Below are 24611 nucleotides of genomic sequence, written 5' to 3'. Positions count from 1 at the left end.
AACCCACCCTAAACAAAATAATTAATTTAAGACATCTATTGTCACTAATTACCGATTCTCGGTGCTATCAAAGAAATCTTTGGTACTTCTTTATCCTGCGCCAAAGTCGGCACAGAATCGCGTAACCGTGCAGTCAATTGCACTGTTGTTGCATCGTACATTTGAGTCAACAACTTAGGATAGAAACCTACACCAATAATCGGGATTAACAAACAGGCAATGATAAATACTTCGCGGGGTTCAGCATCTATCAAAGCTTGGTGAGAAACTAATTCTTCGTTCTCTTGCCCGTAGAAAATTTCCCGCAACATCGACAGCAGATAAATCGGAGTTAAAATCACCCCAACTGCCATCAAAAACACCACGATAACTTTAAATGTGGAGTTATAAGCATCGCTGGTGGCAAAGCCGACAAACACCATTAACTCAGCCACAAAACCGCTCATCCCTGGCAATGCCAAAGAAGCCATCGAACAGGTGGTGAACATGGCGAAAATCTTCGGCATTCTCTTGCCGACACCACCCATTTCATCCAACATGAGGGTGTGTGTCCGGTCATAAGTCGCGCCGACAAGGAAAAACAAACTCGCCCCAATCAACCCGTGGGATACCATTTGTAACATTGCCCCACTCAATCCCAAATCAGTAAATGAGGCAAGACCAATGAGGACAAAGCCCATGTGAGAAATTGAGGAGTAGGCAATTTTCCGTTTGAGGTTGCGCTGGGCAAAGGATGTTAAGGCGGCGTAGATGATATTTACTACCCCCAAAATTACCAATGCTGGTGCAAAATAAGCGTGGGCATCAGGCAGCATTTGGGCATTCATCCGCACCAAGGCATAACCACCCATTTTCAACAGAATACCTGCCAGTAACATGTGTACTGGGGCTGTAGCTTCACCGTGGGCATCCGGTAGCCAGGTATGTAGAGGAATAATCGGCAACTTGACAGCGTAGGCAATCAAGAAACCAGCATATAGTGCTAATTGGAAATTCAGGGCGAAGTTCTTGAGAGCGAGTTCTCGCATATCGAACGTCACTGTATCGCCGTAAAATCCCATTGTCAGAGCAGACAGCAAAATAAACAGCGAACCGCCAGCGGTGTATAAAATAAACTTAGTCGCTGCATATTGCCGTTTTTTACCTCCCCAAATCGACAGCAGGAAGTATATCGGCACCAATTCCAGTTCCCAGACCAGGAAAAATAACAGCATGTCCTGGACGGCGAACACGGCGATTTGACCGCCATACATTGCCAGAATCAAGAAATAAAATAGCTTGGGTTTGAACGTCACAGGCCAAGCTGCTAAAATCGCCAGCGTGGTAATGAATCCGGTCAAAATAATTAGGGGCATTGATAGACCATCTGCCCCTACTGACCAATTCAAATTCAGTTGTGGTACCCAAGGGTAACTCTCCACCAGCTGCAAATTCGGATTGGAGAAATCGTACCCAGTATAAAAAGCGTAAACAATCACCGCGAAGTCTATTAACCCTACGATGAGGGAATACCAGCGGACTGTTTTGCCCTCTTTATCCGGGATGATGGGAATCAGCAGTGAGGCTGCTATCGGGAAGAGAATAATCGTCGTCAGCCACGGAAAATTAGCTGTATTCATCGCAATTCATCTGCAATCAAAATCATGTTTGGCAAAAAGTCACTAGCTATTAACTAACAGCTTTTTGGGGATTTAGTCTTCCTCGTTAGGTTGATTTAATTAAATTGGCAATCCCCCGTTTTTTCTTTTAAGAGTCTTTTTTGACACTTGGGAGTACGGAATGTGGGTTGGGATGCTCCCAGTCAAGTCAAAAATTTCCCTTCAAAAGGCCGCTGAACTAGAATTCTAGCAATGCGATGTCTATGACAAGCCGCTCCGCGTCTACGCCTAGCCCAACCCATCGCTAAAAATACACGATGCTGTTTGGTGCAAAAAATCATCACAGGAGAAATAACCCTATGATAAGCGCAAAAATTGTCAGTCAGATTCGTTATGTCACCAATGTGGATGGAGAAACAACAGATGTACTCATCCCTGTAGAACTTTGGCAACATCTGATAAGTTCTATAAATTCTGATAGCGTCACTGGTTTAGCTTGGATTGATGAACAAGAGCCAAAAGCACAAATATTAGCCGATTTGCAAGAGTCCATACGACAAGCTACAGCAGGACAAACTTTCCCAGTGTCGGAGCTTTGGGACGACATCGAAGCCTAAATGAATGGCAGAAGTTCTCTTTACACTTCCCTTCAACCACCGCCTCAAAATTCTGGCGAAACAATGTCTGTACCATCAGCTTCATGAATGGTAGTAAGTAGCTGGGTGGAATTAAAACAACCCAGATGCCGGGTTTCGACTACGCTCAACCCTCATCCAGCAGTGGCTTTGAGCGTTGAGCGTAGCGATGCACTGAGCCTGTCGAAGTGTCGAAATGCGTCTTACAAATAATTCCGCCTTCCTATCTTAGAAGCGCAAATAATAACACTAAGGGACTGGCTGACTAATAATGTACCAATTGAGTAGCCACAATCATCACCGGTGCGTGACGCTACAAAATCATATATCGCTCTACTCAATGTATTTTCGCAGCGTCACACACCCTACAAATCGGTATTTGATTTTCCCGGAAATCCATAAACTGCATATCTCAGAATCTCCAATTCTGTGCCATTATTCATAGTTAACTCTGCTTTTTCTAAAACCTGTTCGGTAACTGCATCACTTAAATAATATTCACCGCAATTATGACAAATTTCTGCTGGAACTTTTTTTAAGACAATTCTTTTTAATGTCACAGTTGCTAAACCTGGTTTAGTTTCTCCGTGGTGACAAATTACGCATTTCATTATCTTTGCTTCTTAAATGATTTAGGGGCGGACAGCCGCCCACCCCTATGTAAGATTAGGTAATACCAAAAACAATCACTAAACCCAAAACTGCCCCAAAGACGATCAAGGCGTAGAATTGAGCGCGACCGTTTTCTAGATATTTCAAACCTTCGCCACTGACAAGGGTGAAGAAGCCCGTGAGGTTAACAGCACCATCGACAACGCGGAAGTCAACTTCCATCACTTGTCTAGCTAGGCGACGCAAGCCGAGAACAAAGACGCGATGATAAATGTCATCAAAGTACCACTTGTTGAGGGATAGCTCATAAAGTGGTTTGATTTGAGATGCGATCGCAGCTGGGTTAATTTTACCGCGCAAGTACATTAGAGAAGCCAAGGTAATGCCAATCAGGGAAATCCCTACTGAAGCCCCCGCCATAATGTAAAACTCTGTCGGGTTGAATTCGGCAGCTTTTTCTAGGACTTCGGTGAGGGTTTCGCTAGGAGGAAAGATAAATTGCTCAAAATAATTGGCGTAGGGAGTTCCTGCCAAACCAATCAACATCGAAGGCACTGCCAAAAGTGCTAAAGGCAGAGTCATTGTCCACGGTGATTCATGGGGAGTATCACTATGATGTCCGTGGGAGTCATGATGACCGCCGGTTGCAGCCAATTCACCTTGTTTCATGGCACCAGGGCCAAAAACAGGGGCTGGTGCTTCTGACTCTAATTCCAGGACAATTGTCGCTGCTTTCTTGAGCTTGTCCTTGATTTTCTGGTCAGTGCCCCGGAATTTGCCTTCAAATGTTGAGAAATACATTCTAAACATGTAGAAAGCAGTAATGCCGGCGGTTAACCAGCCAATTAACCACAGAAATGGATTGGCTTCAAAAGCTTTACCCAAAATTTCATCTTTTGACCAGAAACCGGCAAAGGGCGGTACGCCAGATATTGCCAAGCAACCAATTAAGAAGGTGATGCTGGTAATGGGCATATACTTTCGCAGTCCCCCCATCAAGCGCATATCCTGGGCTAATACAGGATCATGACCGACGACTCCTTCCATGCCGTGAATCACCGAACCAGAACCCAAGAACAACATCGCTTTGAAATAGGCGTGGGTCATTAGGTGGAATAATCCAGCACTGTAGGAACCGATTCCCATAGCCATCACCATGTAACCCAGTTGGGAAATGGTGGAGTAAGCTAAACCTTTTTTGATGTCGTTTTGGGTAATGGCAATGGTTGCTCCCAAAAAGGCCGTGAATGCCCCAGTAAAGGCAATGACGTTCATTGCTGCCGGGACATGTTCAAATACTGGGTACATCCGAGCAATCAGGAAAACACCCGCTGCCACCATTGTTGCCGCGTGAATCAGGGCAGAAATGGGGGTGGGGCCTTCCATCGCGTCTGGTAGCCAGACATGCAGAGGGAACTGGGCTGATTTTGCCACCGGGCCGAGGAAAACTAAAATCGCCAACAAGACGGCGAGAGAATTGCTCACAGAACCCGACTCTACGAGTTGTGAGAGGCGATCGCCCATCACCATAAAGTCAAAGCTTCCCGTGGCCCAGAATAGCCCCAGAATGCCCAGTAAAAGACCAAAGTCACCGACACGGTTGGTGACAAAAGCTTTTTGGGCTGCATCTGCGGCTGACTTGCGATCGTACCAAAAGCCGACCAGCAAGTAGGAACACATCCCTACCAGTTCCCAGAATATATAAATCTGCACTAGGTTGGGGCTGACAACCAAACCCAGCATTGAGGAACCAAACAAGCTTAGATAGGCGTAAAACCTGACATATCCTGGGTCATGAGCCATGTAGCCATCGGTGTAAACCATGACTAAAACAGCTACAGTTGTCACAATCACCAGCATCAAGGCTGTCAGGTGGTCAATCGTGTAGCCCATGCTCAGATGAAAATTGCCTGCTGCTGCCCATTCTAGGGTGCGGGTATAAGTTGCATGTCCTTGAATTTGACTCCACAGCAAAGCGATCGACAGCCCCATCGCTGCTCCCATGAGGGAGATAATTATGACAGCGTTGAGCTGGCGTAGGCGGTTGGTCACCTGATTTAACGAGATTAACCCTAGACCGACCAGCATCGCCCCTAAAAGGGGAAATACGGGAATAAGCCAGGCATATTGATAAATTACTTCCATCACTGACGCGTACTTTTAGGATTCTTGACTAGGTTAGGACAGTACTGCAGATGTTTTCTGGAGGATTGTGACGGAGATTATAGTCTGTAGACGCTGGGAACCCATAAAAGCGAACCCATAAGGTGCAACAGCTGCCGTCAAGCAAAACTTTTGAATTGTCTATGCTGAGTTCAACTGTCCAGGTGGGAACTGTTAATAATTGTGACACACACCCTCTAGCATAAAATACCCCACCTAACAGTGATTAGGTGAGGTAATTAAGCTTGGTTTTAGATTTGCTGCTCGCTTTGCTAAGGGACTTCCAACTAAAAAAATATCCTATCGCTATGTAGGCAGGGGGGCAGGCTTGCCGTGAGCGTAGCCGAATGGGAGCAGGGGGCAGGGGGAGAAAGAAAAATATTATCTGAGTAAATTTGGATAATTTATTTTCTGGAAGTCCCTAAGTCCAGAGCTAAAAATCAAGGAACATTTTTGCCTTTTATCTTTTTAGCTCTTGACTATTTGCATTATTTATGCAGTGCGGCATCCTAAGTCTAATGTTTTTGAGCTATGGTAGATTTTAGAGCGGTTGCTGTAGCTAATTTTTATTTCTTCTAAAGCCAGACGTAAATCTTCTCTGCCACGAAAGCTTTCCAACCGATGCTGGATTTTACCATTTTCAATCAACAGTAAAGTTGGCAGTGACTTTAGTCGATAAGTGCTAGACAGTTTGAAATTTTGATCAGCGTTAACCGTAACTAATTTAATTTGCTCCCCACACTGCGCTTTAAATTGCAACAACAGGGGATGAATGATACGGCATAAGCCACACCAAGGCGCTTCAAAATTAACTAACACCGGAATTGGAGATTCTAAAACTTCTTGATTAAATGTCCGCTCACTAACCGACAACACCATGACGCCTCTAAGATTATAAGGTTTTTATATTAAAACTAGCCATCAACAGGAGTATTGGCAAGCCACTTACTGCCGATGGACTTTCTCACGGCATAGTTTATAGTTATGCAAAAATTGAGCTTGTTAATTGCGACTCTGTCAAAAAAGCCACCGTGAATGTCGCGCTGGCTTTTCTTGATGTTCAACTCTTGATAGCTACTGCTGCATGGGAATTTAGACTGATTTGGCGTTTAATCCCCAGGAAAAGCAATTTACCAGTAACCACCAATATAAAATCTCTAACCGACGGAAACACACTCCTGCTGACAGCTATTTGAATTTATCCTACATTGATTCGGTGGCACTTGATAAGCTGATGTTTTCATCTATTGGGCATTATCTGCTGATATTGGGGATCACCCAAAATTACCATGATATCTTACTGGTTGCTACCAACAACAGGGGGTGCGACCACCAAAGTAAACCCACAAAAATGGCTACTCCCAAATAGGCAGGACGTAAAAATTCCTCCCATTTGAGAGATTGACGACCGTCAATAATTGCTTGGAAAGGAATAATTGAAGTGCGCTGTTTCACTAGTTCAAAAGCTTCGCCATAACGGTTGCTGAGACGGTGATCCCCATGCCAAACCCCAAACAGATGGTGCAATACCAACCCAATGGAGGTAATCAAGGTAAAGGTAGTACCTATCCATAGAGTATGAGCGATACACCAAATTATTTGTCCTACCATTTGTGGATGCCGGGAAATACGAATAATTCCCGTCTCGAAAAGATAGACTTGGGGCTTTTGAATGGCAGCAATTTCCAGTAGATTGAATGTGGCAGGATACAAAAACAAAAAGGAAATCGCTGACAGCACCCAAACTATAATTTGCACGCCTGGCACACCTTGCACCTGCCAAAGTTGCAAGCCATCATAGCGGTGGTTAAAAAAGTAAATAATTAATATGACAGCCAATGGCAGGCTGACCAATGCAAAAAAAATGCGATAAAGCCTTGGCCCAATCTGTTTTTCAGCCCAAGGACGCAGAGCTGCTCCTCCACTATGAGCGATCGCAAAAGCTATTTGTAACCCCAATATGACAAAATGACTGGGGGTAAACCAAGAAATCAGCATCGATATACCTGTAACGTAGGTGAAGTAATTTAAAGAAAACTTAGTTCGGTACAACCAATAGCACAAAGTATTCAAAAGAGGACTTTAGTCAAGATATTGTGCTACTGTCTTTTTCGAGTCAATCCTTCAAGTTTAAGATGCAATAAATCACGTCCAGCCAAACGGGTTGTAAGACGTTGAATTTATTGCCCAAGTTGCTCCTTTCAAAGTTTGTAGGTTGAGCCTTATGTCTGACCTTCCTTTCACTTTAGATCAGTTACGTATTCTCAAAGCGATCGCTGTAGAAGGGAGCTTCAAGCGGGCCGCTGATAGTCTTTATGTCTCCCAACCTGCCGTCAGCTTGCAAGTTCAAAACCTCGAACGGCAGCTGGATGTTCCCCTATTCGACAGGGGAGGGCGTCGCGCACAATTAACCGAAGCAGGGCATCTACTTCTGAACTATGGTGAAAAAATTCTCAGCCTGTGTCAGGAAACCTGTCGCGCCATTGAGGATTTACAAAATCTCCAAGGCGGAACTTTGATTGTCGGTGCTTCTCAAACCACTGGCACCTATCTTTTGCCCAGAATGATTGGGATGTTTCGCCAAAAATATCCTGATGTCGCCGTCCAATTACATGTCCATTCCACTCGTCGCACTGCTTGGAGTGTCGCCAACGGACAAGTCGATTTAGCGATCATTGGTGGTGAAATTCCTGGTGAATTGGCAGAATCTTTAGAAATTATCCCCTACGCCGAAGATGAACTGGCGCTAATTATACCTGTATTTCATCCTTTTGCTAAACTCGAAACAATTCAAAAAGATGACCTTTATAAATTACAATTCATCGCGCTCGATTCACAATCAACTATCCGCAAAGTCATTGACCAAGTCCTAGCACGCTGTGAGATTGATACAAGGCGTTTTAAAGTCGAAATGGAACTGAATTCCATAGAAGCTATTAAAAATGCCGTGCAATCTGGTTTAGGGGCTGCCTTTGTCTCTACCTCAGCCATTGCTAAAGAGTTACAGATGGGTGTGCTGCACTGTGCTGCCATTGAAGGTGTTGTCGTCAAGCGAACGCTGTGGCTGATTTTTAACCCCAATCGCTATAGATCCAAGGCTGCAGAGGCTTTTAGTCAGGAAATTTTACCCCAGTTTGCTACCCCTGGATGGAACCAAAATGTGTTAAAGTTAGCACAAAAAAACCTAGTAGTCAGTACTCTAGATGCAGTGACCCCTAACTCCTCTAACGAAGGCTAGCATTTGTTGATAGTCCTTAGTCAGTAGAAGCGCGGTGCTGTTCCAGAGATTCTTAATTAAGTTAATCATTAAGGGCTTTTGGCTTAGAGAACTGACCAAGGACACACCGAAACAATGGAAGTTTATTGCACTCGTCCACGCTGCCCACGCCCACTAAACCATTTTGCAGATTTAGATGATCAGACCACGCTAAAAACGGCACAGCAAAAATACTGCACTACCTGCGGAATGCCATTAATGTTAGATGGTCGATATGTACCGATCAAGCTGCTAGGAAGAGGAGGGTTTGGAGCAGCATTTTTGGCACGCGATCGCCGCATCCCCGGAATGCGTCAATGTGTAGTTAAGCAGTTCCAACCGTCAGGAAATTTAACTTCAACTCAACTACAACTAGCACAACAGTTGTTTGAAAGAGAAGCAGAAGTTTTATCACAATTAGGTAACGAACACGAGCAAATACCCGACTTATTTGCTTTCTTCCCAGTCATAGTTCAAAGCTTGCAACCAGGACAGCAAGACCAGTTTTTTTACTTAGTTCAAGAATATATAGATGGACAAAATCTTGAGGAAGAGTTAGCTCAAAAAGGTACTTTCTCGGAAGCAGAAATTCTGGAAGTATTACAAGAAATCCTCAAAGTACTCAAGTTTGTTCATGAGAAAGGCATTATCCACAGAGATATCAAACCATCTAATATCATGCGCCGTCGCGATGGCAGACTTTTCTTGCTAGATTTTGGTGCAGTTAAACAAGTTACAAATGCTCCCGCAGGCGCTGCTGGTTCTTCTACAGGCATCTATTCTATGGGATTTGCACCACCTGAGCAAATGGCTGGGAATCAAGTATTTCCGTCTACGGATTTGTATGCTTTAGCTGTCACTACTCTGACATTGCTCACAGGTCTAGAAGCAATTCAGCTATTTGATGCTTATACCAATCAGTGGAAATGGCGATCGCAAGTTAACGTTAGCTCTCAGCTAGCTGATGTTTTAGACAAAATGCTTCTTCCCGCTGCTAATCAACGCTTTCAGTCAGCCCAAGAAGTTTTAAATGCGTTAGCAGGAGGTAGCACGCCACAGTTAATACCACCTACACAAATACCACCTACACCGCCTCCTATCCCTGCTGTTAGTCAACGTCCGCCGATGATGCCAGCATTTTCCACATTGGAATTGTTAAGTGGTGCAGCATTTAGTGGATTTGAAGGTGCATTGATTGCGATCGCTCTTTTTAGTCTCTTACACAACCCCATCATCACTCTAGCTATTGCTGCCCTGATTTTAGGAGGGCTGATTTTTGCTCAAACACGCCGCTGGATTGAAGGGAAGGATTTATTAATTATTCCCAGCATTACCTTTGCTATTATCTTTTTTCTACCAATTTTACAGAGCGGATTCGGTATACAGCAAGTCCTTACCTTAGCATTTGCAGCAGCCTTGGTAACAATTGCACTTACATCTCTATTCCGTCTTATTTATAAATTGCTTTCTCTGATTTTGTGATCCACTATTATGAACCAATAAATCACCTCAGGCAGCAAATATGGGGTTATTAGCATAACTTAATATCTTGCAACAAACTATTAATACAGCAACGGTATTCAAAAACAAAGCTTAACCTATCTTTAACCTAGGGAAATCCTCAAAAATGGGACATTGCGTTTATGGATAAAAATTATAAATAACGACTATGTCGCCACAAAATAAAACTAATGAAACTGGGGTGTTGCTTTTAACTTTAGGGATCACACTAGGCTTAGTCAGCGGCGTATTTTGGTGGCTAGCTAACAACTCCGGTGTGATTAATTTTACTAATAATCAATCCCACCAAGTTGCACAGTCGAGTGATGACACTTTTACCCAAGTGGCAAACGTTCCCTCTGGATTATTTAGTTATGGGGGTAGCACAACTTGGGCCCCTATCCGCCAAGGAGTAGACTCAGAGATTCAAAAGCTGTGGCCCAAGTTCCAGTTGCGTTATACAGATCCCACAACAGGTGCCCCTGGATCAGGTACGGGGATAAAAATGCTGTTAAATAACCAGTTGGCTTTTTCCCAGTCATCTCGCTCCATCAAGGATGAAGAATACCAGAAAGCTCAACAGAGGGGCTTTACACTCAAAGAAATCCCTATAGCAATTGACGGTATAGCGATCGCAGTTAATCCTAATCTCAATATTCCTGGCTTGACCCTCACCCAGCTTAAAGATATTTACACTGGCAAGTTAACTAACTGGCAACAAGTAAACGGCCCAAATTTACCCATTACTCCTTACTCCCGGCGTCTAGAAGAGGGTGGTACGATTGAATTTTTTGATCAGAACGTCTTGGGGGGAGAAAAGTTTGGCGACAATGTAAAATTTATCCCGACAACCACTCAAGCGTTGAGAGAAGTCAGTAAAAATTTGGGGGGAATTTACTATGCCTCAGCGCCAGAAGTAGTCGGGCAATGTGGAGTGAAGCCCTTACCACTGGGACGTAAATCCGAAAAATTAATTCCGCCCTATAAAGAGCCTTTTATCCCCCTGAGCAATTGTCCACAACAGCGCAACCAAATAAATTCTACGGCATTTCAAACTGGCGATTACCCCATCACTAGACGATTATTTGTTATTGTTAAACAAAATGGACAAATTGATCAGCAAGCGGGAGAAACCTACGCTAACTTGCTATTGACAGATCAAGGACAAAAATTAATTACTCAAGCTGGATTTGTCAGAATTCGCTAATCAAACACCCACTCTCTAAATTACACTCTCAAGTAGAAACTACTTAAATTTAGACAGTGGGTTGGCTTGTATACTTATGTCCCAAAAAAACGAAATACCTATTCTTGTTTTGTCCCTTCTCATCACAGTTGGGCTGATAGGCGGTGGCTTCTGGTGGTTTACGAGAAAGCCTGGCGTTAACCTCAATAAAGTTAATTCTGGCAGCACAACACAGCCCCAGACTTCACCAGTGCAATCTGGTGGCAAGACTTTCGCCTCTATACAAAATGTCCCCACAGGATTATTTAACTACGGCGGTAGCACCTCTTGGGCACCGATTAGATTAGCCGTTGACCCAGCAATAGAAGCAGCGCGACCAGAGTTTCGGCTACGTTATGTAGAACCAAACAATGCAGTGCCCGGTTCTAGTACTGGCATACAGGCCTTAATCGACGGTCAGCTGGCTTTTGCTCAGTCTTCTCGACCAATTCTCGATCAAGAGTTAAGTCGTGCCCAGCAGCGCGGGTTTAGTCTCACACAAATTCCTGTAGCAATTGATGGATTGGCAGTAGCAGTTCACTCCAATTTAAATATCCCAGGACTAACGATAGACCAACTTAAATCTATTTACACTGGCAAGATCAGCAATTGGAGTCAGGTGGGCGGCCCCAATCTTCCGATTAAGCCCTATTCTCGCCGCACTACTGATGGCGGTACGGTGGAACTTTTTGTTCAAGACATCTTGGGTGGTCAACCCTTCGGATCGCAAGTGGAACTAGTTTCCACGACCACCCAAGCCTTACAAAAATTAGCTAGTAATCCTGGTGGTATTTATTACGCTTCTGCCCCAGAGGTGGTTCCTCAATGTTCAATCAGAGCCTTGCCGTTGGGGCGGACGCAAGGTCAATACATTGCTCCTTACCAAGAACCATTTGTCCTCCCTTCTGAATGTCCTAGTAAACGGAACAAATTGAACATTGAGGCTTTTCAGTCAGGCCAGTACCCGATTACTCGCAATCTGTTTGTGGTGGTCAAACAGACTGGGCAAATTGAGCAGCAAGCGGGTGTTACTTATGCCAACTTACTTTTAACTGAGCAGGGACAGGAATTGATAACCCAAGCTGGGTTTGTCAAAATTCGCTGACACCTGCTACTGATGGCAGACTCTGAACTGCGCTTTAGTTAGCTCTATTAATCGATTCTGCTGGCAAGCAAATTAGATTATCCCCTTGGGTGAGGATTAAGCCACGTTGACGCAATTTACCCATTAACCGGGTCACAGTGACACGAGTCGAACCGATCGCACTACCGATTTGGGCATGGGTGAGGGGGAATGGCAAACAGTAGCCACGAATCACATCAGGATCGGTATCACTCATTGCTGGCTCCCCATATTCCTCAATCAACAATGTGAGAAATCCTAAGAGTCGGTCAATAGTGCGCCGTTGTCCCAAGGCACTCAGCCACAAAAGCTTGCGTTGGTGCTGATACCTAAAGGCATCCATAACTTCCCGGCGGAAGTGAGGCCAGTTATCTAGGTCATGCCAATACATCCATAGCACTGCTGTTTGGTCAACGTGGGCGTAAGCCTGGAGAGTGAATGGTGACTGAGCAACAATTTCAAAAGGTTGTCCCGCTCCCACAAAACCCAAGAAAGCTTCTTCTGGGGTTCTGTTAATTCGTCGAGACGTTAGCTGACTGGCGGTCGCGCTAACCTGGGCGGTTCCTACCATGCGGATCGCACCCCTTTGCACTAAATAGAGCAATCCAGGACGGGCTGGAATGCGCTCATCTTTGCTGAAGGTGCGGCAGCGGTAGTGTTCTTGAGCCCAATCAAGAATTCGTTGCCAAGTTAGAAAAGGCCTTGATGCCTCTGAAAAGGAGGATGGAGATTGCATAGGTAACAAAGAGCGTTCGGCTGAAGACAAAGACATCGTAAAAGGGTGCAAGGAGTGTCTTTGTGTTGGTGAGGTAGGCATAACGCCTAACAGCGCCAGCCATCCAAAGCGTAGAAAGCAAATTTACTCTCTACTCTTTTGTTATACTTCTTACTGTACAATGATGGTAGTAAAGTTTACTCACCTTTCATCGATTATTCATCAAATTTTATGCTACTCTCATTTTTCTTTATCTAAATTAAAGTTCCATCTTTAGATAGATGACACAAAAACAAGACATCTGGGATGCAAGCTAATTTACGAAGTACTACGTGCATCATAAGTTACCAGTCAGTAAATATACAGCAGCTAAACGCCTAGTATACAGCCACTTGTTAAATTCATTAAGTATTTATGCTGAATACAAGGAAATGCTATGCACAAAAGGCGGAAAGTTTCCTCTCTACAAAGGTAGAGATGAAAAAAAAATTCTATATATTTCAGGTGTAGCCCTATGGCTATCAAAATCTCAGAATCAAAAACCTCTGGAGATTGCCAGTGCGATCGCATCTCATTTATTGGCAACCTGCAGCGACGTTTTTAGTGTCCAAATAGTTCCCCCCGGTTGGATTCATTTAGAATTGACACACCCTGTACTGGCGGCTTGGTTACAAAATCTGGTTGTGGGCAGTGGAGAGGGGGAGAGAAAGGGAATGCAAAAGTCTTCTTGTTTGTTTTCTGTTCAATATGCCCATGCACGCTGCTGCTCGCTAGTGCGGTTGGCTGATCGAGAAGGATTAATTAAACTTCAAGAACCGCTGCTAAATACTAGTCAATCTACTCGGCATGTTATTTTCCCGAACCCCATACCTTGGCTCGACAGTGAGCAAAAACTTTACCTGAATCATCCAGCAGAGGGACGTTTGATTGGCGAGTTAGTGCAAGTGGTAGACGATTGGGAGAGCGACACTTTTGGTAATGCTGTCAATTGGGAAAAAGCAGCAGTGGATTTGAGCCAAGCTTTTGAAACTTTCTGGCGCAGGTGTCGTATTTGGGGTGAGGTGGAAATTACTTCACCAGAGCTAGCGCAGGCCAGGTTGGGATTGGTGATAGCCACTCAATTTGTTTTAAGATTCCTGTTAGAAGAAAAACTAGGGGTTTTTGCTCCGTCAGAATTGTAAATAGGACTTACGCATGTTTCACAGTCAAAGAATGGTGCGTGACGCTATAAGTCCTGAATCTATGTACAGAGTTTTGTCGTAGCGTCACACACCCTACAAATATCATCTGCCAGTGTTCTACAAACTTATGTATTTTTCTCTGAGTTCCAGCGAAATAAAAACTTTTATCACATCTATTGACTCAATCTATTACCTCGGTTATATTATCTGGTGTGTGAGGAGCGAACCAGCAAGAGCACCGAGACGAAACACGGCCAGTCGTCGGTGCTCTTTCTGATCTCTATAGAAGGCTGGTTTGAAAAACTACACCTAAGCCAGTAAAAATTTCTCAATCGCTACAGCAGCCCCGTCTTCCTCTACAGTAGGAGCTATCCATTGAGCGATCGCCTGTACTTCTGTTGGTGCGTTGCCCATAGCTACACCAAGGGCAGCATAGTCTAGCATTTCCACATCATTAAAGTTATCACCAATAGTCATGACGTTGTGTTTTTGTAATCCTAGTAGTTCTTCCGCTAGGTAACGCACAGCAGTTCCCTTGTTGACAGCAGCATTAGTTGCTTCAAAGAAGGTAGCAACGGATGTTGTGAGATAAAGCTCAGATGGTGTGTATTGGCGACGTAAATCACCTAAAATATCTTGAATGACATTTGTGTCGTCGCACAAAGCCAGAACCTTTGTAGGCTCATTAGCTAACGCTTGGCGCAAATCACCTACAGGAATCGCAGTAATATCAGAACGTTCCGCATAGAGTTGGGTTTCTGTGGTTAACTCTCGGACATAGAGCTGGTCATTGATGTAAAAGTGAACAGATAAAAGCGATCGCAATTCCGGCTGTTCAAAATAGTCTAGTAGCTGGTGAGCCATTTCTCTGGAAACAGCCAAATGGCGATGAATTTTCTGGTCAGATGGGTCTTGAATCCAAGCACCCTGATAGGCGGCTAATGGTAGAGTCGAGCTAATTTCTTGGTGAAAGCGTAAGGCAGAACGGTACATGCGACCAGTAGCGATCGCCACATGAATTCCTCGTGCTTGAACCGCAGCGATCGCCTGCTTGACGCGGGTGCTAAGAGTATTAGAGTGTCCGGATATCGTGCCATCTATATCTAGAACCAGTAGTTTGATTTCTTCTATAGCCACAGTCTGATTGCCAGTGGTAAATGCTTTGTGCATAAATTCCCAAGATTTGAGGTTCCAGTAAGAGGTTAACAGCCTCTGAGAGGTCATGGGGAGCAGGGATGAGGATTAGAACATGTTTGCCTGTTCTACTCAATGCGATCGCATCTACTGTAAACTTCTTTACCAAGAGAACTTTATAAATATGAAATTTCACTTAGATGAATAAAATGATGAATTTACGTTAATTGAATACAGAATATGTAAACACACTGAGATTTTGGCATCTTAGCAATAATTCACATGCAATTTTTAGATAAAAATCTGCACATTTAGCTGCTTTTAAATAGAGGGTTTTCATGATTGATTTTGTGCAAAATACTTAAAGAAGCAAATATTTTGAAGAGTTGCCTAAAACATCTTTTTGCTCTTGTCATTAAGAATCTTTGAGAGATATCGTAATGACATAGCGACAACTATGAACTACAAACTGCGTTCTGAACAAAAGATTTTTATGTTGACATTAAAGCCTTTTTACAAAGTTATAGCTGCATCTACCATCGGTCTGAGTGTTTTGTCTGCTACCTCTGCAGCCCACGCGACTAATTTAGTTCCTCAACAAGAAGGAGAAATTAAACTCACTAACCTGGCATGTCTGAGTGATACAAACCCCAAATGTCTTGACACAAGTTTGGGAGCAAATGGTTACACAGTAACTAGCTTGAATTACGATTCACAGTTTTCTTTGAGCCGCTTGTTTGTAGATGAAAAAGACACAGCTAACGATTACTCAAAGTTTGGAATTCAGTTTCTGTCTCAGGATTTAGGTACTAATCCTGGTGAAGGACAGTATTGGTTGCGTCCTGTAGCTTATAACGCTGATGTTGTGAAAGCAGACCCAGCTAAGACATCTAGCGCAGTAAAGACTGTTAGTGTGCTATCAGGTACTCCAGGCACACAGACTATTACAGAACCTGCTACAAAGGTGACAACGACAAACTCTAAAGGTGAAAAGGTTACAACAACAACATCTATTGAAAAAACAATAGAGACCTACCTTGACGGTAACAAACTGAAACAGAAAACTACTACCAAAACAACAACTCAGAAAACAACGGTTACTCCTGGTAAGCCTGTTGAAAAAGGGTCATTAGAAGTTGGTAAGTTCCAATTTGACTTTAACAATCCCCTCGCAGGGATAAAGCTGAGTTTCTTTGATGTAGAAGACACGAATCATACAGGGATTTTGAGCTACATCAACGGTGCAGGTAAAACTATTTCCATTAAGGAATTGCTCACCGGGAAGGAAGACGGAAATCTCCAGACACTCACCATAAAGGATGTGAAATCCTTCGTAGTGCAACTGGGTAATCCCGGACAACAATATGGCTACACAGATAGCAAATTTGGTCCTCCACAACATGGTGATGGTGTGAATTTCCAATTAAAAACTGTGCCTGAACCTGGTACTGTAGGAGGACTGGGTGCTTTAGCAGTGTTAGGTATGATGAGCAGACGGCAACGCAAAAGTAAAATTGCATAAAGCAGATTCTATAGCTAGCCTAATTTGATTTGTGAAAATTCAAAGCAACAGATACCCTACTTCTCAAAAGAAGTAGGGTATTTTTTTGATCACGAATGATTTATGTGATTTTTAGCGCTAGTAGTAACTTAATAGCAAGTACATCGGTAAGGGCATGGCAGTGCCATGCCCCTACACAGCGTGATATATTTTGGTACTTCATTTGAATGGGAAGCGCTATAGCTAAACTGATGCAAGTCTACATTTCAGGCTTCTCATCTAATCTATGGGTGCGATGTGAGGCTGCTGCAATTTGAGCTAAACTACCATCTGAAGCTAACATTGGCTGTGTCGGCGATGGCAGCAACTAGCTAAAATAAGCCTATGTCCCAAACTTCCGATTCTGCAACCACAACACGCCCTACGTTCATCCTTATCGATGGACACTCGCTAGCCTTTCGTTCATACTTCGCTTTCGCCAAAGGACGAGACGGCGGATTGCGGACAAAGACTGGTATTCCTACCAGTGTATGTTTTGGCTTTCTCAAGTCCCTGCTAGAGGTAATGGCTACACAACAGCCAGAAGCAATAACTGTAGCCTTTGATTTAGGCTTACCAACTTTCCGTCATGAAGCTGATGATACTTATAAAGCTGATCGTCCGGGGACACCAGAAGATTTTGTTCCCGACTTGAAAAATCTCCAAGAGCTACTCACAGGCTTTAATTTGCCAATTTTCACGGCTCCTGGTTATGAAGCGGATGATGTATTGGGAACCCTAGCACAAAGAGCGACTGCGGCTGGGTATAAAGTGAAGATTTTAACAGGCGATCGCGATTTATTTCAACTCATCGACCTCGATAAAGAAATCACCGTTCTTAATTTTAGTCCAGATGCTTGGAAGCGCTCTACAAATAGCATCACTGAATTTGGCCCAGAACAAGTCCAAGAAAAAATGGGGATTTTACCTTCGCAAGTTGTCGATTTTAAAGCCCTGTGTGGTGACAAATCAGATAATATTCCTGGGGTGAGAGGAATTGGTGAAAAGACAGCAGTGCAGTTATTGAAAGCCTACGGTTCCTTAGACCAAATTTATGCTGCATTACCTGAAATCAAAGGAGCAACTCAGAAGAAACTTGTAGATGGTAAAGAAGATGCAGAGAAATCTCGTTACTTAGCAAGTATAGTTTTAGATGTGCCGCTGGAAGTTGATTTAGCAGCTTGTAAATTAACAGGGTTTGATAAAAATATCCTGGCACCAATTTTAGAAAAATTAGAATTTAACCGTTTCTTAGACAAAATCGACGAACTCCAGCAGCGGTTTGGTGGCAAAGTTGCAGCAGCGCCAAAAGCAGAAATAGCTGATGGAGAAGAATTTGCAGACGAAAGTGTGGCATTTTTCAGTTTTGCTGAGACACAAGCTGCACAAAAACAAGCTGCTTCACCAATTCAACCACGCATCATTAATACTGAAGCGAAACTTACCGAGTTGGTGAGCCTATTGCAAAAATTCACTAATCCAGAAATACCTGTTGCTTGGGATACTGAAACCACAGATTTAGAGCCACGAAACGCCTCTTTAGTGGGGATTGGTTGCTGTTGGGGAACGAAACTAGATGAGATGGCTTATATTCCCCTTGGACACAAAATTGGGGAGAATCTGAATCAAGATGTGGCGCTAAAATTACTACGTCCAATTTTAGAAAGTGCTGATTATCCTAAAGCTTTGCAAAATGCTAAATTTGACCGCTTAGTGCTACGGTGTCAAGGAATTAACTTGGCGGGTTTAGTGTTTGATACCATGTTAGCCAGTTATATTTTAAATCCAGATTCTAAACATAACTTGAGTGATTTGTCTCAGCGATATTTAGGTTTAACGGCGAAAAGTTATTTAGATTTAGTTCCTAAAGGTAAAACTATCGCTGATATTGATATTCCTGCGGTAGCAGATTACTGCGGAATGGATGTCTATTCTACATTTGGTTTAGTAGTAAAATTACGTGAAGAACTAGAAGAAATTCCCAGTTTATATAAGTTATTTCTGCAAGTGGAACAGCCGCTAGAGGAAGTTTTAGCGGAAATGGAATATACAGGTGTCCGTATTGATTTACCTTATCTGCAAAAGTTTTCTGTTCAGTTAGAAACTGATTTAGCACGAATTGAGCAAATAGCCTATAGTTCTATACCTGCTTCTGAGTTAAAAGGCTATTTTGTAACTATATGGGAGCAAAACCAACCTGATTTAGTATCTATTAAGCAAAAAAAATACGATACTCTACCAAGTCCCATCTTAAAAGCTTATTTCCATAAAACACTCAAAGAATTGCCAAAAATAGATTTACTTGATATTAAACAGAAAATTACTGATGCTTTGCCACGTGATATTGTCAATTTAAACTCACCTGAACAATTAAGTGAATTACTATTTGATATACTTCGGCTAAATAGCAAAAAGTCGCGTAAAACATCTAGTAAGGGTTATTACTCTACCTCTGCTGACATACTAGAAAATCTGCAAGGAGAACACCCATTTATTGATGCCCTCCTAGAGTATCGTACCTTGCACAAACTTTATTCTACCTATGTGAAATCTCTACCCAAGCTAGTACGTTCAGACACGCAGCGATTGCACACAGATTTTAATCAGACTGTTACAGATACTGGACGTTTGTCTTCTTCTAATCCAAATTTGCAAAATATTCCTATTGGTACTGCTTTTAGTCGTCAAATTCGTAAAGCATTTTTACCGGAACCAGGCTGGTTAATGGTGGCTGCTGATTACTCACAAATCGAGTTGCGGATTTTGGCTCATTTGAGTCAAGAGCCGATATTATTGCAAGCGTATCAGCAAAATGAAGATGTTCACACTGTAACAGCAAGGTTAATTTTTGAAAAAGAAGATATCACATCAGATGAGAGAAGGGCAGCAAAAACTATTAATTTTGGTGTGATTTATGGTATGGGTTCGCTGAAATTTTCGCGCTCAACGGGGATAGATAAAGTTGTTGCTAACGAGTTTATTAAGCGATTTAACGAACGCTATCCTAAAGTTTTTGCATATTTGGAAGGTGTAAAAAAGCAAGCGATCGCCCTTGGTTATGTAGAAACTATTCTCGGTCGTCGGCGCTATTTTGAGTTTACTAGTAACAGTTTACGCTCTCTTAAAGGTAGCAACCCAGATGAGATTGATTTAAGCAAGTTAAAAAATTTGGGTCCGTATGATGCGGGTTTATTACGCTCTGCTGCTAATGCACCAATTCAAGGTTCTAGTGCTGATATTATCAAAATCGCTATGGCAAGATTGCATGAGGTTTTGAAGAAATATCAAGCACGTCTGTTGTTGCAAGTTCACGATGAATTAGTGTTTGAAGTTCCTCCCCAAGAGTGGGAAGAATTACAACCACAAATTAAATCGATTATGGAAAATGCTGTGCAATTAAGTGTGCCGTTAGTAGTAGATGTACGCGCTGGTGAGAACTGGATGGAGACAAAGTAAGGTATGGGCAATGGGCATTGGGTATGGGGAAGAAAATCTGGGGATGTGTTGTGTTTAAGATAGGTATATCCAAATCTCAAATCCAAAATTGATGGATAGAAGGTCTTTTTTGTTAGGTACAGGTACGCTGGCGCTTTCGCAATTACTCGTGGGGTGCGGCGGTAAAAACCAGACGCAGCTGAATGTACAGTTATTAAAAGGTTCTATTCCTGGTCAGGTAGTTAATCAATTTCACAAAAGTTTGCAGCAACAAGCACAGTTAAAGTTTGCACCAGTAGAGCAGATACAGGATTTATTTAAGCAGTTGCAGAGTTGGCAGCAGAAGCCAAAAGCTAATGATGAACAAGGATGGAGGCGTTTTATACCTTTTGGGCAATCCCAAAACTCTCCAGCGGCCAATTTGGTGACATTAGGCGATTATTGGCTAAAAGCGGCTATTGAGCAGAAACTAATTCAACCACTGGAAGTAAAACAGGTAAAACAGTGGTCTGCTTTAGATGAAAGATGGCACAAATTAGTCACACGCAATGACCAAGGTATTCTGGATGCTCAAGGGAAAGTTTGGGCGGCTCCTTACCGTTGGGGTAGTACGGTGATTGTGTATAACCGTGACAAGTTCAAAGAATTGGGTTGGACACCGAGTGATTGGGGTGACTTGTGGCGTGAGGAAGTGCGATCGCGCATTTCTTTACTCAACCAACCACGGGAAGTGATAGGCTTGACTCTGAAGAAGCTAGGAAAATCCTACAATACAGAGAATCTCGACCAAGTACCAGACTTGGAAAAAGAACTCAGGAGATTAAACCAACAAGTTAAGTTCTACGCTTCCACTACTTACCTAGAACCCCTAATCACTGAAGATACTTGGTTAGCAGTGGCTTGGTCTGATGATGTGATGCCTGTTCTCGCACGCTATCCACAGCTAGCGGCAATTATTCCTCAATCAGGAACAGCAGTTTGGGTTGACTTGTGGGTGCGTCCAGCTAGTGTTAGTAAAGACACTTTATCTGATCAATGGATTGATTTTTGTTGGCAACCAAACATTGCTAAACAAATTTCTTTGCTGACCAAAAGTAATTCCCCAATTTCTACAAATATTGTCGCATCAGAAATTCAGGAAAAATTACGGAATTTGTTATTGAGTAATCGTGAGGTTTTTGATAAAAGTGAGTTTTTACTTCCCTTAAACTCAACAGCTAGCAAACAATATGAGTCTTTGTTTGCCAAAATCAAGGCTTAATTGGTAATTGAGGAATGCAGAAACCGTGCGATCAATTTTTCTTGCTAATTTCTAAAGAGAACGCCGCCATCCTAACTTATTTTGAGTATTCATTTGTATACCGCATAAAGCTTTTTCAACTTTAAAGTTACATGTGTATGTGGCTAAAAGTTCTTCCTGACTATTAAATACTCGCAGGTTATAACCCTCATTCCGCACAGCAGTACCAAAGCGATTCACGAAGTCGTAGCGCTCTAGATAATCGAATAAACTCCAAACTTGCTGATTGACTATGAGGTCTACACGACGTGCAGGTTCTGCTTTCGCAGATGGATATGCTATCCAGTTATTTAACAGCTTATTTTCCTCTAAGTTGGCTTTGATTAACCATAAACTAGGACTTGTTAATTTTCTTGGGTCAATGGTGTTGGCTGTAATTACGGAGCTTTTTGGCTTGTTTAATAATTCAAGTTCTAAAGGTGCATCAGAAGGTGACGGGACTGAGTTCGTTTCTGCTAGTGAAGATGGGATTGGTAAAAGCGAAATTGTGGTCAGGCTGATGGTTAGTATTAGTGATAATGATTTCTGGCGACAAGGCACTTTGTTTTTAGGCATATTTAAGTAGGTTGGCGTAAATAATTATCATTGGGATTAGGCAGGAGGGCGGAGACAGAAGACAGGAGACAGGAGACAGGAGGGAAGAGAGTTTTAGACTTACTTACTCACGTTGCTTGTCATTTGTCATCCTTTTGACTCCGCTCAGGGCAAGTTGTTATTTGTTTGGGGAAGTTTTACCCTTCAAGCAAACTGGTGTGTCGCTTTTAACCTTGACTTATTTAAAGATTACTATGTTTCAATAAAATCTAAATTTTTATGGCAAGGATACGAATTCTGCGGTAGTCTGCTGTCCAAGTTCCCTGATGATACAGCGTTGGTTTGAGATACTCTTCGACGTTGCGAATGACTTGTATTTGTTGCTCGACAGAAAGTTCTATTAAAAAAGCGCTAGCGAACATCTGAATCCAGTTTAGCAAGCCTGCTTCGCCATCAGCTAGAGGAGTTGGACGCGCTAATAAGACTGCATAGATAACATCAAAACCTTGCTGTTCTAGGAGGGTAGCATATTCAGCAATGCTGGGGAAATACCAAGGATTCAGTGCTTGGGGAGCGCCGATCGCCTCCACAGCGTGAGATAAAGCTTGAGCGATCGCCTGAACGTTCCCCTTCCCGCCAAATTCAGCGACAAAACGCCCTCCGGGTTTGAGTGCTTGATGTATGGAAGCGATCGCTCTATCTGCTGCTTTCACCCAATGTAATACAGCGTTGGAAAATACCGCATCTAATGGCTGTTCAACTTGAAAGTTTGTAGCGTCACCAACATCAAAATGCAGATGGGGATAGTTTTGTTTGGCCTTCTCAATCATCGCCGGCGCGCTATCAATTCCTATCACTTCAGATGCTGTTTGGGCAATTTTTTCTGTGAGTTGTCCAGTGCCACAACCGAGATCCAAAATCGATTCTCCTGGCTGAGGGTTGAGTAATTTCAGCAATTCTTCGCCATACTGCCAGACGAAGGCGTGTTTATCTTCATAAAGGGTAGTGTTCCAAGTATGAGATAAAGAAATATTAGTCATAAATAGTGAAATTGCAGGTTGGATTCAGGAGGTTGGAGTCAGAAGTCAGGAGGGAGGGGGCTTGTGTATTATGGCTCCTGGCTTCTGAATACTTGGTTAGGAGTAATATTCAGTTAAACGCATGTTAGCTTAGTTGATAGTAACAAGGTTTCGGTCTGATAGAATCAACTTCAGCTATTTAAATTAGGTCAAAAACTGTGCTAGCGGCGTTGCTTTATGGTCAAGAAGATTTACGCCTAGAGGAGGTTGCTGATCCTACTCCGGCGGATGGTGAGGTGGTGATCCAAGTGGGAGCAGCTACTACTTGTGGTACAGATTTGAAGGTATGGCGTCGTGGCGGCCATGCCAAGATGCTGAAACCACCAACGCTGTTTGGTCATGAGGCTGCAGGTAAGATTGTGGCTTTGGGTAAGGGTGTCAGGAATTGGCAAATAGGCGATCGCATTGTCGCTAATAATTCTGCTCCATGCATGGAATGCTTTTTTTGTCAACGCCAAGAATATTCCTTATGTCCTAATTTAACTTGGAATAATGGCACATTTGCGGAATACCTGAAAATTCCCGCACCGATTGTGCAGCATAATATGTTGCGGATTCCTGACGAGTTGCCATATGAATTGGCAGCGATGACGGAACCTTTAGCTTGTGTGTTGCATGGGATAGGGCGTTCCCATATTAAAGCTAGAGACAGGGTGGTTGTGTTGGGAGATGGGGCAATTGGGCTGATGTTTGTGGCAACTTTGGCAGATGCTGGACAAGCTGAAGTATGGTTGTGGGGAGGGAATGACCACAGGCTAGAAATTGGTAAAAAACTCGGTGCAGCCCAGACTTTTAATTATCATCAAATTTCTGATATGCCTAGTGTGGTGAAAGAACTCACCCAAGGATGGGGTGCGGATGTGGTAATTGAAGCGACTGGTGTACCTAGTGTATGGGAAAGTGCGATCGCTTGTGCCCGTCCCGGTGCAACTGTAAACTTATTTGGTGGCTGTCCACGGGATACCACGATTACAGTCAATACAGAACAACTACACTACAGCGAACTGACTTTGAAGGGCGTATTTCACAACACACCAGAATACGTCCGCGCCGCTCTGGAACTGATTGCTAGTCGCAGAATTGCTTTTGAATTATTAATTAGCGAACAGCGCCCATTAAAAGATTTAGCACAGGTATTTTCTGATATGAAAGCGCGTAAAGTAATTAAAGTAGCACTAATCAGTGAACAGTGAACAGTAAACAGTTATCAGCATGAAAAAGATTATTAACTGATACTTCGACTCCGCTCAGTACAAGTAACTGATAACTTTTATGCTGCCGCTAACAGAGGGTCAAGTTGACCTTGGGTATCTAACTTATAAAGGTCATCGCAGCCACCGACATGCTGGTTATTGATAAAAATTTGTGGTACTGAGCGACGTCCATCGGCACGTTCTGCCATTTTAGCTCTGGCGGCTTCATCACCATCAATTTTATATTCGGTGAATTTTACACCTTTCCACCACAACAGCAGCTTGGCGCGGATACAGAAAGGGCAGGTTTGCCAAGTGTAGATTTCAACGTTGGCTTTCACTCGTTCTGGATGGCGATTTAAAACAGGATTGAGGAAGTCTAGCATAT

20 protein-coding genes are annotated in these 24611 nt (G+C 43.1%); 10 read left to right on the top strand and 10 right to left on the bottom strand.

Going from position 1 to position 24611, the window contains the following annotated elements; all coding sequences use genetic code 11:
- Nucleotides 1–44: 44 nt before the first annotated feature.
- Complete coding sequence (locus CAL7507_RS09255; protein ID WP_015128199.1) at nucleotides 45–1619, bottom strand: NAD(P)H-quinone oxidoreductase subunit 4; 1575 nt, start codon at nucleotides 1617–1619, stop codon at nucleotides 45–47.
- Nucleotides 1620–1957: 338 nt separating this feature from the next.
- On the opposite strand from CAL7507_RS09255, the gene CAL7507_RS09250 reads away from it, so the two are divergent.
- Nucleotides 1958–2215, top strand: coding sequence for a hypothetical protein (locus CAL7507_RS09250; protein ID WP_015128198.1), 258 nt, complete (start codon nucleotides 1958–1960; stop codon nucleotides 2213–2215).
- A gap of 383 nt (nucleotides 2216–2598) precedes the next feature.
- On the opposite strand, the gene CAL7507_RS09245 is transcribed toward CAL7507_RS09250, so the two are convergent.
- The 4 genes from CAL7507_RS09245 to CAL7507_RS09230 form a co-directional block, all read right to left on the bottom strand.
- Nucleotides 2599–2844 carry a type II toxin-antitoxin system MqsA family antitoxin gene (locus CAL7507_RS09245; protein ID WP_015128197.1) on the bottom strand — a complete coding sequence of 82 codons (246 nt, stop codon included), beginning with the start codon at nucleotides 2842–2844 and terminating at the stop codon, nucleotides 2599–2601.
- A 55-nt stretch (nucleotides 2845–2899) separates the two neighbouring features.
- Complete coding sequence (locus CAL7507_RS09240; RefSeq protein ID WP_015128196.1) at nucleotides 2900–4990, bottom strand: NAD(P)H-quinone oxidoreductase subunit 5; 2091 nt, start codon at nucleotides 4988–4990, stop codon at nucleotides 2900–2902.
- A 510-nt stretch (nucleotides 4991–5500) separates the two neighbouring features.
- Nucleotides 5501–5887 (bottom strand): co-chaperone YbbN, encoded by a 387-nt coding sequence (locus CAL7507_RS09235; protein ID WP_015128195.1) that lies wholly within the window; start codon nucleotides 5885–5887, stop codon nucleotides 5501–5503.
- A gap of 405 nt (nucleotides 5888–6292) precedes the next feature.
- Nucleotides 6293–7006 carry an NnrU family protein gene (locus tag CAL7507_RS09230; RefSeq protein WP_015128194.1) on the bottom strand — a complete coding sequence of 238 codons (714 nt, stop codon included), beginning with the start codon at nucleotides 7004–7006 and terminating at the stop codon, nucleotides 6293–6295.
- A gap of 226 nt (nucleotides 7007–7232) precedes the next feature.
- Here CAL7507_RS09230 and CAL7507_RS09225 point away from each other — a divergent pair, with 226 nt between their 5' ends.
- From CAL7507_RS09225 to CAL7507_RS09210, 4 genes are all read left to right on the top strand, one after another.
- Nucleotides 7233–8246: a LysR family transcriptional regulator gene (locus tag CAL7507_RS09225; RefSeq protein WP_015128193.1), complete on the top strand. Its 1014-nt coding sequence runs from the start codon at nucleotides 7233–7235 to the stop codon at nucleotides 8244–8246.
- Between the two features lie 114 nt (nucleotides 8247–8360).
- Nucleotides 8361–9746, top strand: a complete 1386-nt coding sequence (locus CAL7507_RS09220) for a serine/threonine-protein kinase (RefSeq protein WP_015128192.1) — start codon at nucleotides 8361–8363, stop codon at nucleotides 9744–9746.
- 187 nt (nucleotides 9747–9933) lie between these two features.
- Entirely contained in the window at nucleotides 9934–10971 is a 1038-nt protein-coding gene (locus CAL7507_RS09215) for a PstS family phosphate ABC transporter substrate-binding protein (protein ID WP_015128191.1), read from the top strand.
- Between the two features lie 76 nt (nucleotides 10972–11047).
- Nucleotides 11048–12094: a PstS family phosphate ABC transporter substrate-binding protein gene (locus CAL7507_RS09210; RefSeq protein WP_015128190.1), complete on the top strand. Its 1047-nt coding sequence runs from the start codon at nucleotides 11048–11050 to the stop codon at nucleotides 12092–12094.
- Nucleotides 12095–12128: 34 nt separating this feature from the next.
- On the opposite strand, the gene CAL7507_RS09205 is transcribed toward CAL7507_RS09210, so the two are convergent.
- Nucleotides 12129–12848, bottom strand: coding sequence for a Crp/Fnr family transcriptional regulator (locus CAL7507_RS09205; protein WP_042342005.1), 720 nt, complete (start codon nucleotides 12846–12848; stop codon nucleotides 12129–12131).
- Nucleotides 12849–13159: 311 nt separating this feature from the next.
- Between CAL7507_RS09205 and CAL7507_RS09200 the strand changes: the two genes are divergently transcribed.
- Nucleotides 13160–14008, top strand: a complete 849-nt coding sequence (locus CAL7507_RS09200; RefSeq protein ID WP_015128188.1) for a DALR anticodon-binding domain-containing protein — start codon at nucleotides 13160–13162, stop codon at nucleotides 14006–14008.
- Nucleotides 14009–14317: 309 nt separating this feature from the next.
- On the opposite strand, the gene CAL7507_RS09195 is transcribed toward CAL7507_RS09200, so the two are convergent.
- Complete coding sequence (locus CAL7507_RS09195; protein ID WP_042342004.1) at nucleotides 14318–15178, bottom strand: Cof-type HAD-IIB family hydrolase; 861 nt, start codon at nucleotides 15176–15178, stop codon at nucleotides 14318–14320.
- A gap of 421 nt (nucleotides 15179–15599) precedes the next feature.
- On the opposite strand from CAL7507_RS09195, the gene CAL7507_RS09190 reads away from it, so the two are divergent.
- From CAL7507_RS09190 to CAL7507_RS09180, 3 genes are all read left to right on the top strand, one after another.
- Nucleotides 15600–16664 (top strand): LEVG family PEP-CTERM protein, encoded by a 1065-nt coding sequence (locus tag CAL7507_RS09190; protein WP_015128186.1) that lies wholly within the window; start codon nucleotides 15600–15602, stop codon nucleotides 16662–16664.
- Between the two features lie 363 nt (nucleotides 16665–17027).
- Nucleotides 17028–20138 carry a DNA polymerase I gene (locus CAL7507_RS09185; protein ID WP_015128185.1) on the top strand — a complete coding sequence of 1037 codons (3111 nt, stop codon included), beginning with the start codon at nucleotides 17028–17030 and terminating at the stop codon, nucleotides 20136–20138.
- A 91-nt stretch (nucleotides 20139–20229) separates the two neighbouring features.
- Nucleotides 20230–21378 (top strand): extracellular solute-binding protein, encoded by a 1149-nt coding sequence (locus CAL7507_RS09180; RefSeq protein WP_042341256.1) that lies wholly within the window; start codon nucleotides 20230–20232, stop codon nucleotides 21376–21378.
- Between the two features lie 51 nt (nucleotides 21379–21429).
- Here the strand turns inward: CAL7507_RS09180 and CAL7507_RS09175 are convergent, their stop codons facing one another.
- On the bottom strand, nucleotides 21430–21972 hold the full coding sequence (locus CAL7507_RS09175; protein WP_015128183.1) for a hypothetical protein: 543 nt from the start codon (nucleotides 21970–21972) through the stop codon (nucleotides 21430–21432).
- 248 nt (nucleotides 21973–22220) lie between these two features.
- Nucleotides 22221–22991, bottom strand: a complete 771-nt coding sequence (locus tag CAL7507_RS09170) for a trans-aconitate 2-methyltransferase (protein WP_015128182.1) — start codon at nucleotides 22989–22991, stop codon at nucleotides 22221–22223.
- A gap of 197 nt (nucleotides 22992–23188) precedes the next feature.
- Here CAL7507_RS09170 and CAL7507_RS09165 point away from each other — a divergent pair, with 197 nt between their 5' ends.
- A complete protein-coding gene (locus CAL7507_RS09165; protein WP_015128181.1) occupies nucleotides 23189–24223 on the top strand; it encodes a zinc-binding dehydrogenase in 1035 nt (344 codons plus the stop codon).
- Between the two features lie 77 nt (nucleotides 24224–24300).
- On the opposite strand, the gene grxC is transcribed toward CAL7507_RS09165, so the two are convergent.
- A complete protein-coding gene (gene grxC / locus CAL7507_RS09160; RefSeq protein ID WP_015128180.1) occupies nucleotides 24301–24609 on the bottom strand; it encodes a glutaredoxin 3 in 309 nt (102 codons plus the stop codon).
- Nucleotides 24610–24611 lie beyond the last annotated feature (2 nt).

It is taken from the genome of Calothrix sp. PCC 7507 (assembly GCF_000316575.1).
In the GTDB taxonomy this organism is placed as follows: domain Bacteria; phylum Cyanobacteriota; class Cyanobacteriia; order Cyanobacteriales; family Nostocaceae; genus Fortiea.
Note: the sequence above shows the minus strand (reverse complement) of the source record. Positions and strands in the feature narration are given on the sequence as shown.

What these genes read in the sequence shown, in the direction of transcription:
- CAL7507_RS09255 (WP_015128199.1), bottom strand. Translation starts at nt 1,619, where the DNA reads ATGAATACAGCTAATTTTCCGTGGCTGACGACGATTATTCTCTTCCCG.
- CAL7507_RS09250 (WP_015128198.1), top strand. Translation starts at nt 1,958, where the DNA reads ATGATAAGCGCAAAAATTGTCAGTCAGATTCGTTATGTCACCAATGTG.
- CAL7507_RS09245 (WP_015128197.1), bottom strand. Translation starts at nt 2,844, where the DNA reads ATGAAATGCGTAATTTGTCACCACGGAGAAACTAAACCAGGTTTAGCA.
- CAL7507_RS09240 (WP_015128196.1), bottom strand. Translation starts at nt 4,990, where the DNA reads ATGGAAGTAATTTATCAATATGCCTGGCTTATTCCCGTATTTCCCCTT.
- CAL7507_RS09235 (WP_015128195.1), bottom strand. Translation starts at nt 5,887, where the DNA reads ATGGTGTTGTCGGTTAGTGAGCGGACATTTAATCAAGAAGTTTTAGAA.
- CAL7507_RS09230 (WP_015128194.1), bottom strand. Translation starts at nt 7,006, where the DNA reads ATGCTGATTTCTTGGTTTACCCCCAGTCATTTTGTCATATTGGGGTTA.
- CAL7507_RS09225 (WP_015128193.1), top strand. Translation starts at nt 7,233, where the DNA reads ATGTCTGACCTTCCTTTCACTTTAGATCAGTTACGTATTCTCAAAGCG.
- CAL7507_RS09220 (WP_015128192.1), top strand. Translation starts at nt 8,361, where the DNA reads ATGGAAGTTTATTGCACTCGTCCACGCTGCCCACGCCCACTAAACCAT.
- CAL7507_RS09215 (WP_015128191.1), top strand. Translation starts at nt 9,934, where the DNA reads ATGTCGCCACAAAATAAAACTAATGAAACTGGGGTGTTGCTTTTAACT.
- CAL7507_RS09210 (WP_015128190.1), top strand. Translation starts at nt 11,048, where the DNA reads ATGTCCCAAAAAAACGAAATACCTATTCTTGTTTTGTCCCTTCTCATC.
- CAL7507_RS09205 (WP_042342005.1), bottom strand. Translation starts at nt 12,848, where the DNA reads ATGCAATCTCCATCCTCCTTTTCAGAGGCATCAAGGCCTTTTCTAACT.
- CAL7507_RS09195 (WP_042342004.1), bottom strand. Translation starts at nt 15,178, where the DNA reads ATGCACAAAGCATTTACCACTGGCAATCAGACTGTGGCTATAGAAGAA.
- CAL7507_RS09190 (WP_015128186.1), top strand. Translation starts at nt 15,600, where the DNA reads ATGAACTACAAACTGCGTTCTGAACAAAAGATTTTTATGTTGACATTA.
- CAL7507_RS09185 (WP_015128185.1), top strand. Translation starts at nt 17,028, where the DNA reads ATGTCCCAAACTTCCGATTCTGCAACCACAACACGCCCTACGTTCATC.
- CAL7507_RS09180 (WP_042341256.1), top strand. Translation starts at nt 20,230, where the DNA reads ATGGATAGAAGGTCTTTTTTGTTAGGTACAGGTACGCTGGCGCTTTCG.
- CAL7507_RS09175 (WP_015128183.1), bottom strand. Translation starts at nt 21,972, where the DNA reads ATGCCTAAAAACAAAGTGCCTTGTCGCCAGAAATCATTATCACTAATA.
- CAL7507_RS09170 (WP_015128182.1), bottom strand. Translation starts at nt 22,991, where the DNA reads ATGACTAATATTTCTTTATCTCATACTTGGAACACTACCCTTTATGAA.
- grxC (WP_015128180.1), bottom strand. Translation starts at nt 24,609, where the DNA reads ATGCTAGACTTCCTCAATCCTGTTTTAAATCGCCATCCAGAACGAGTG.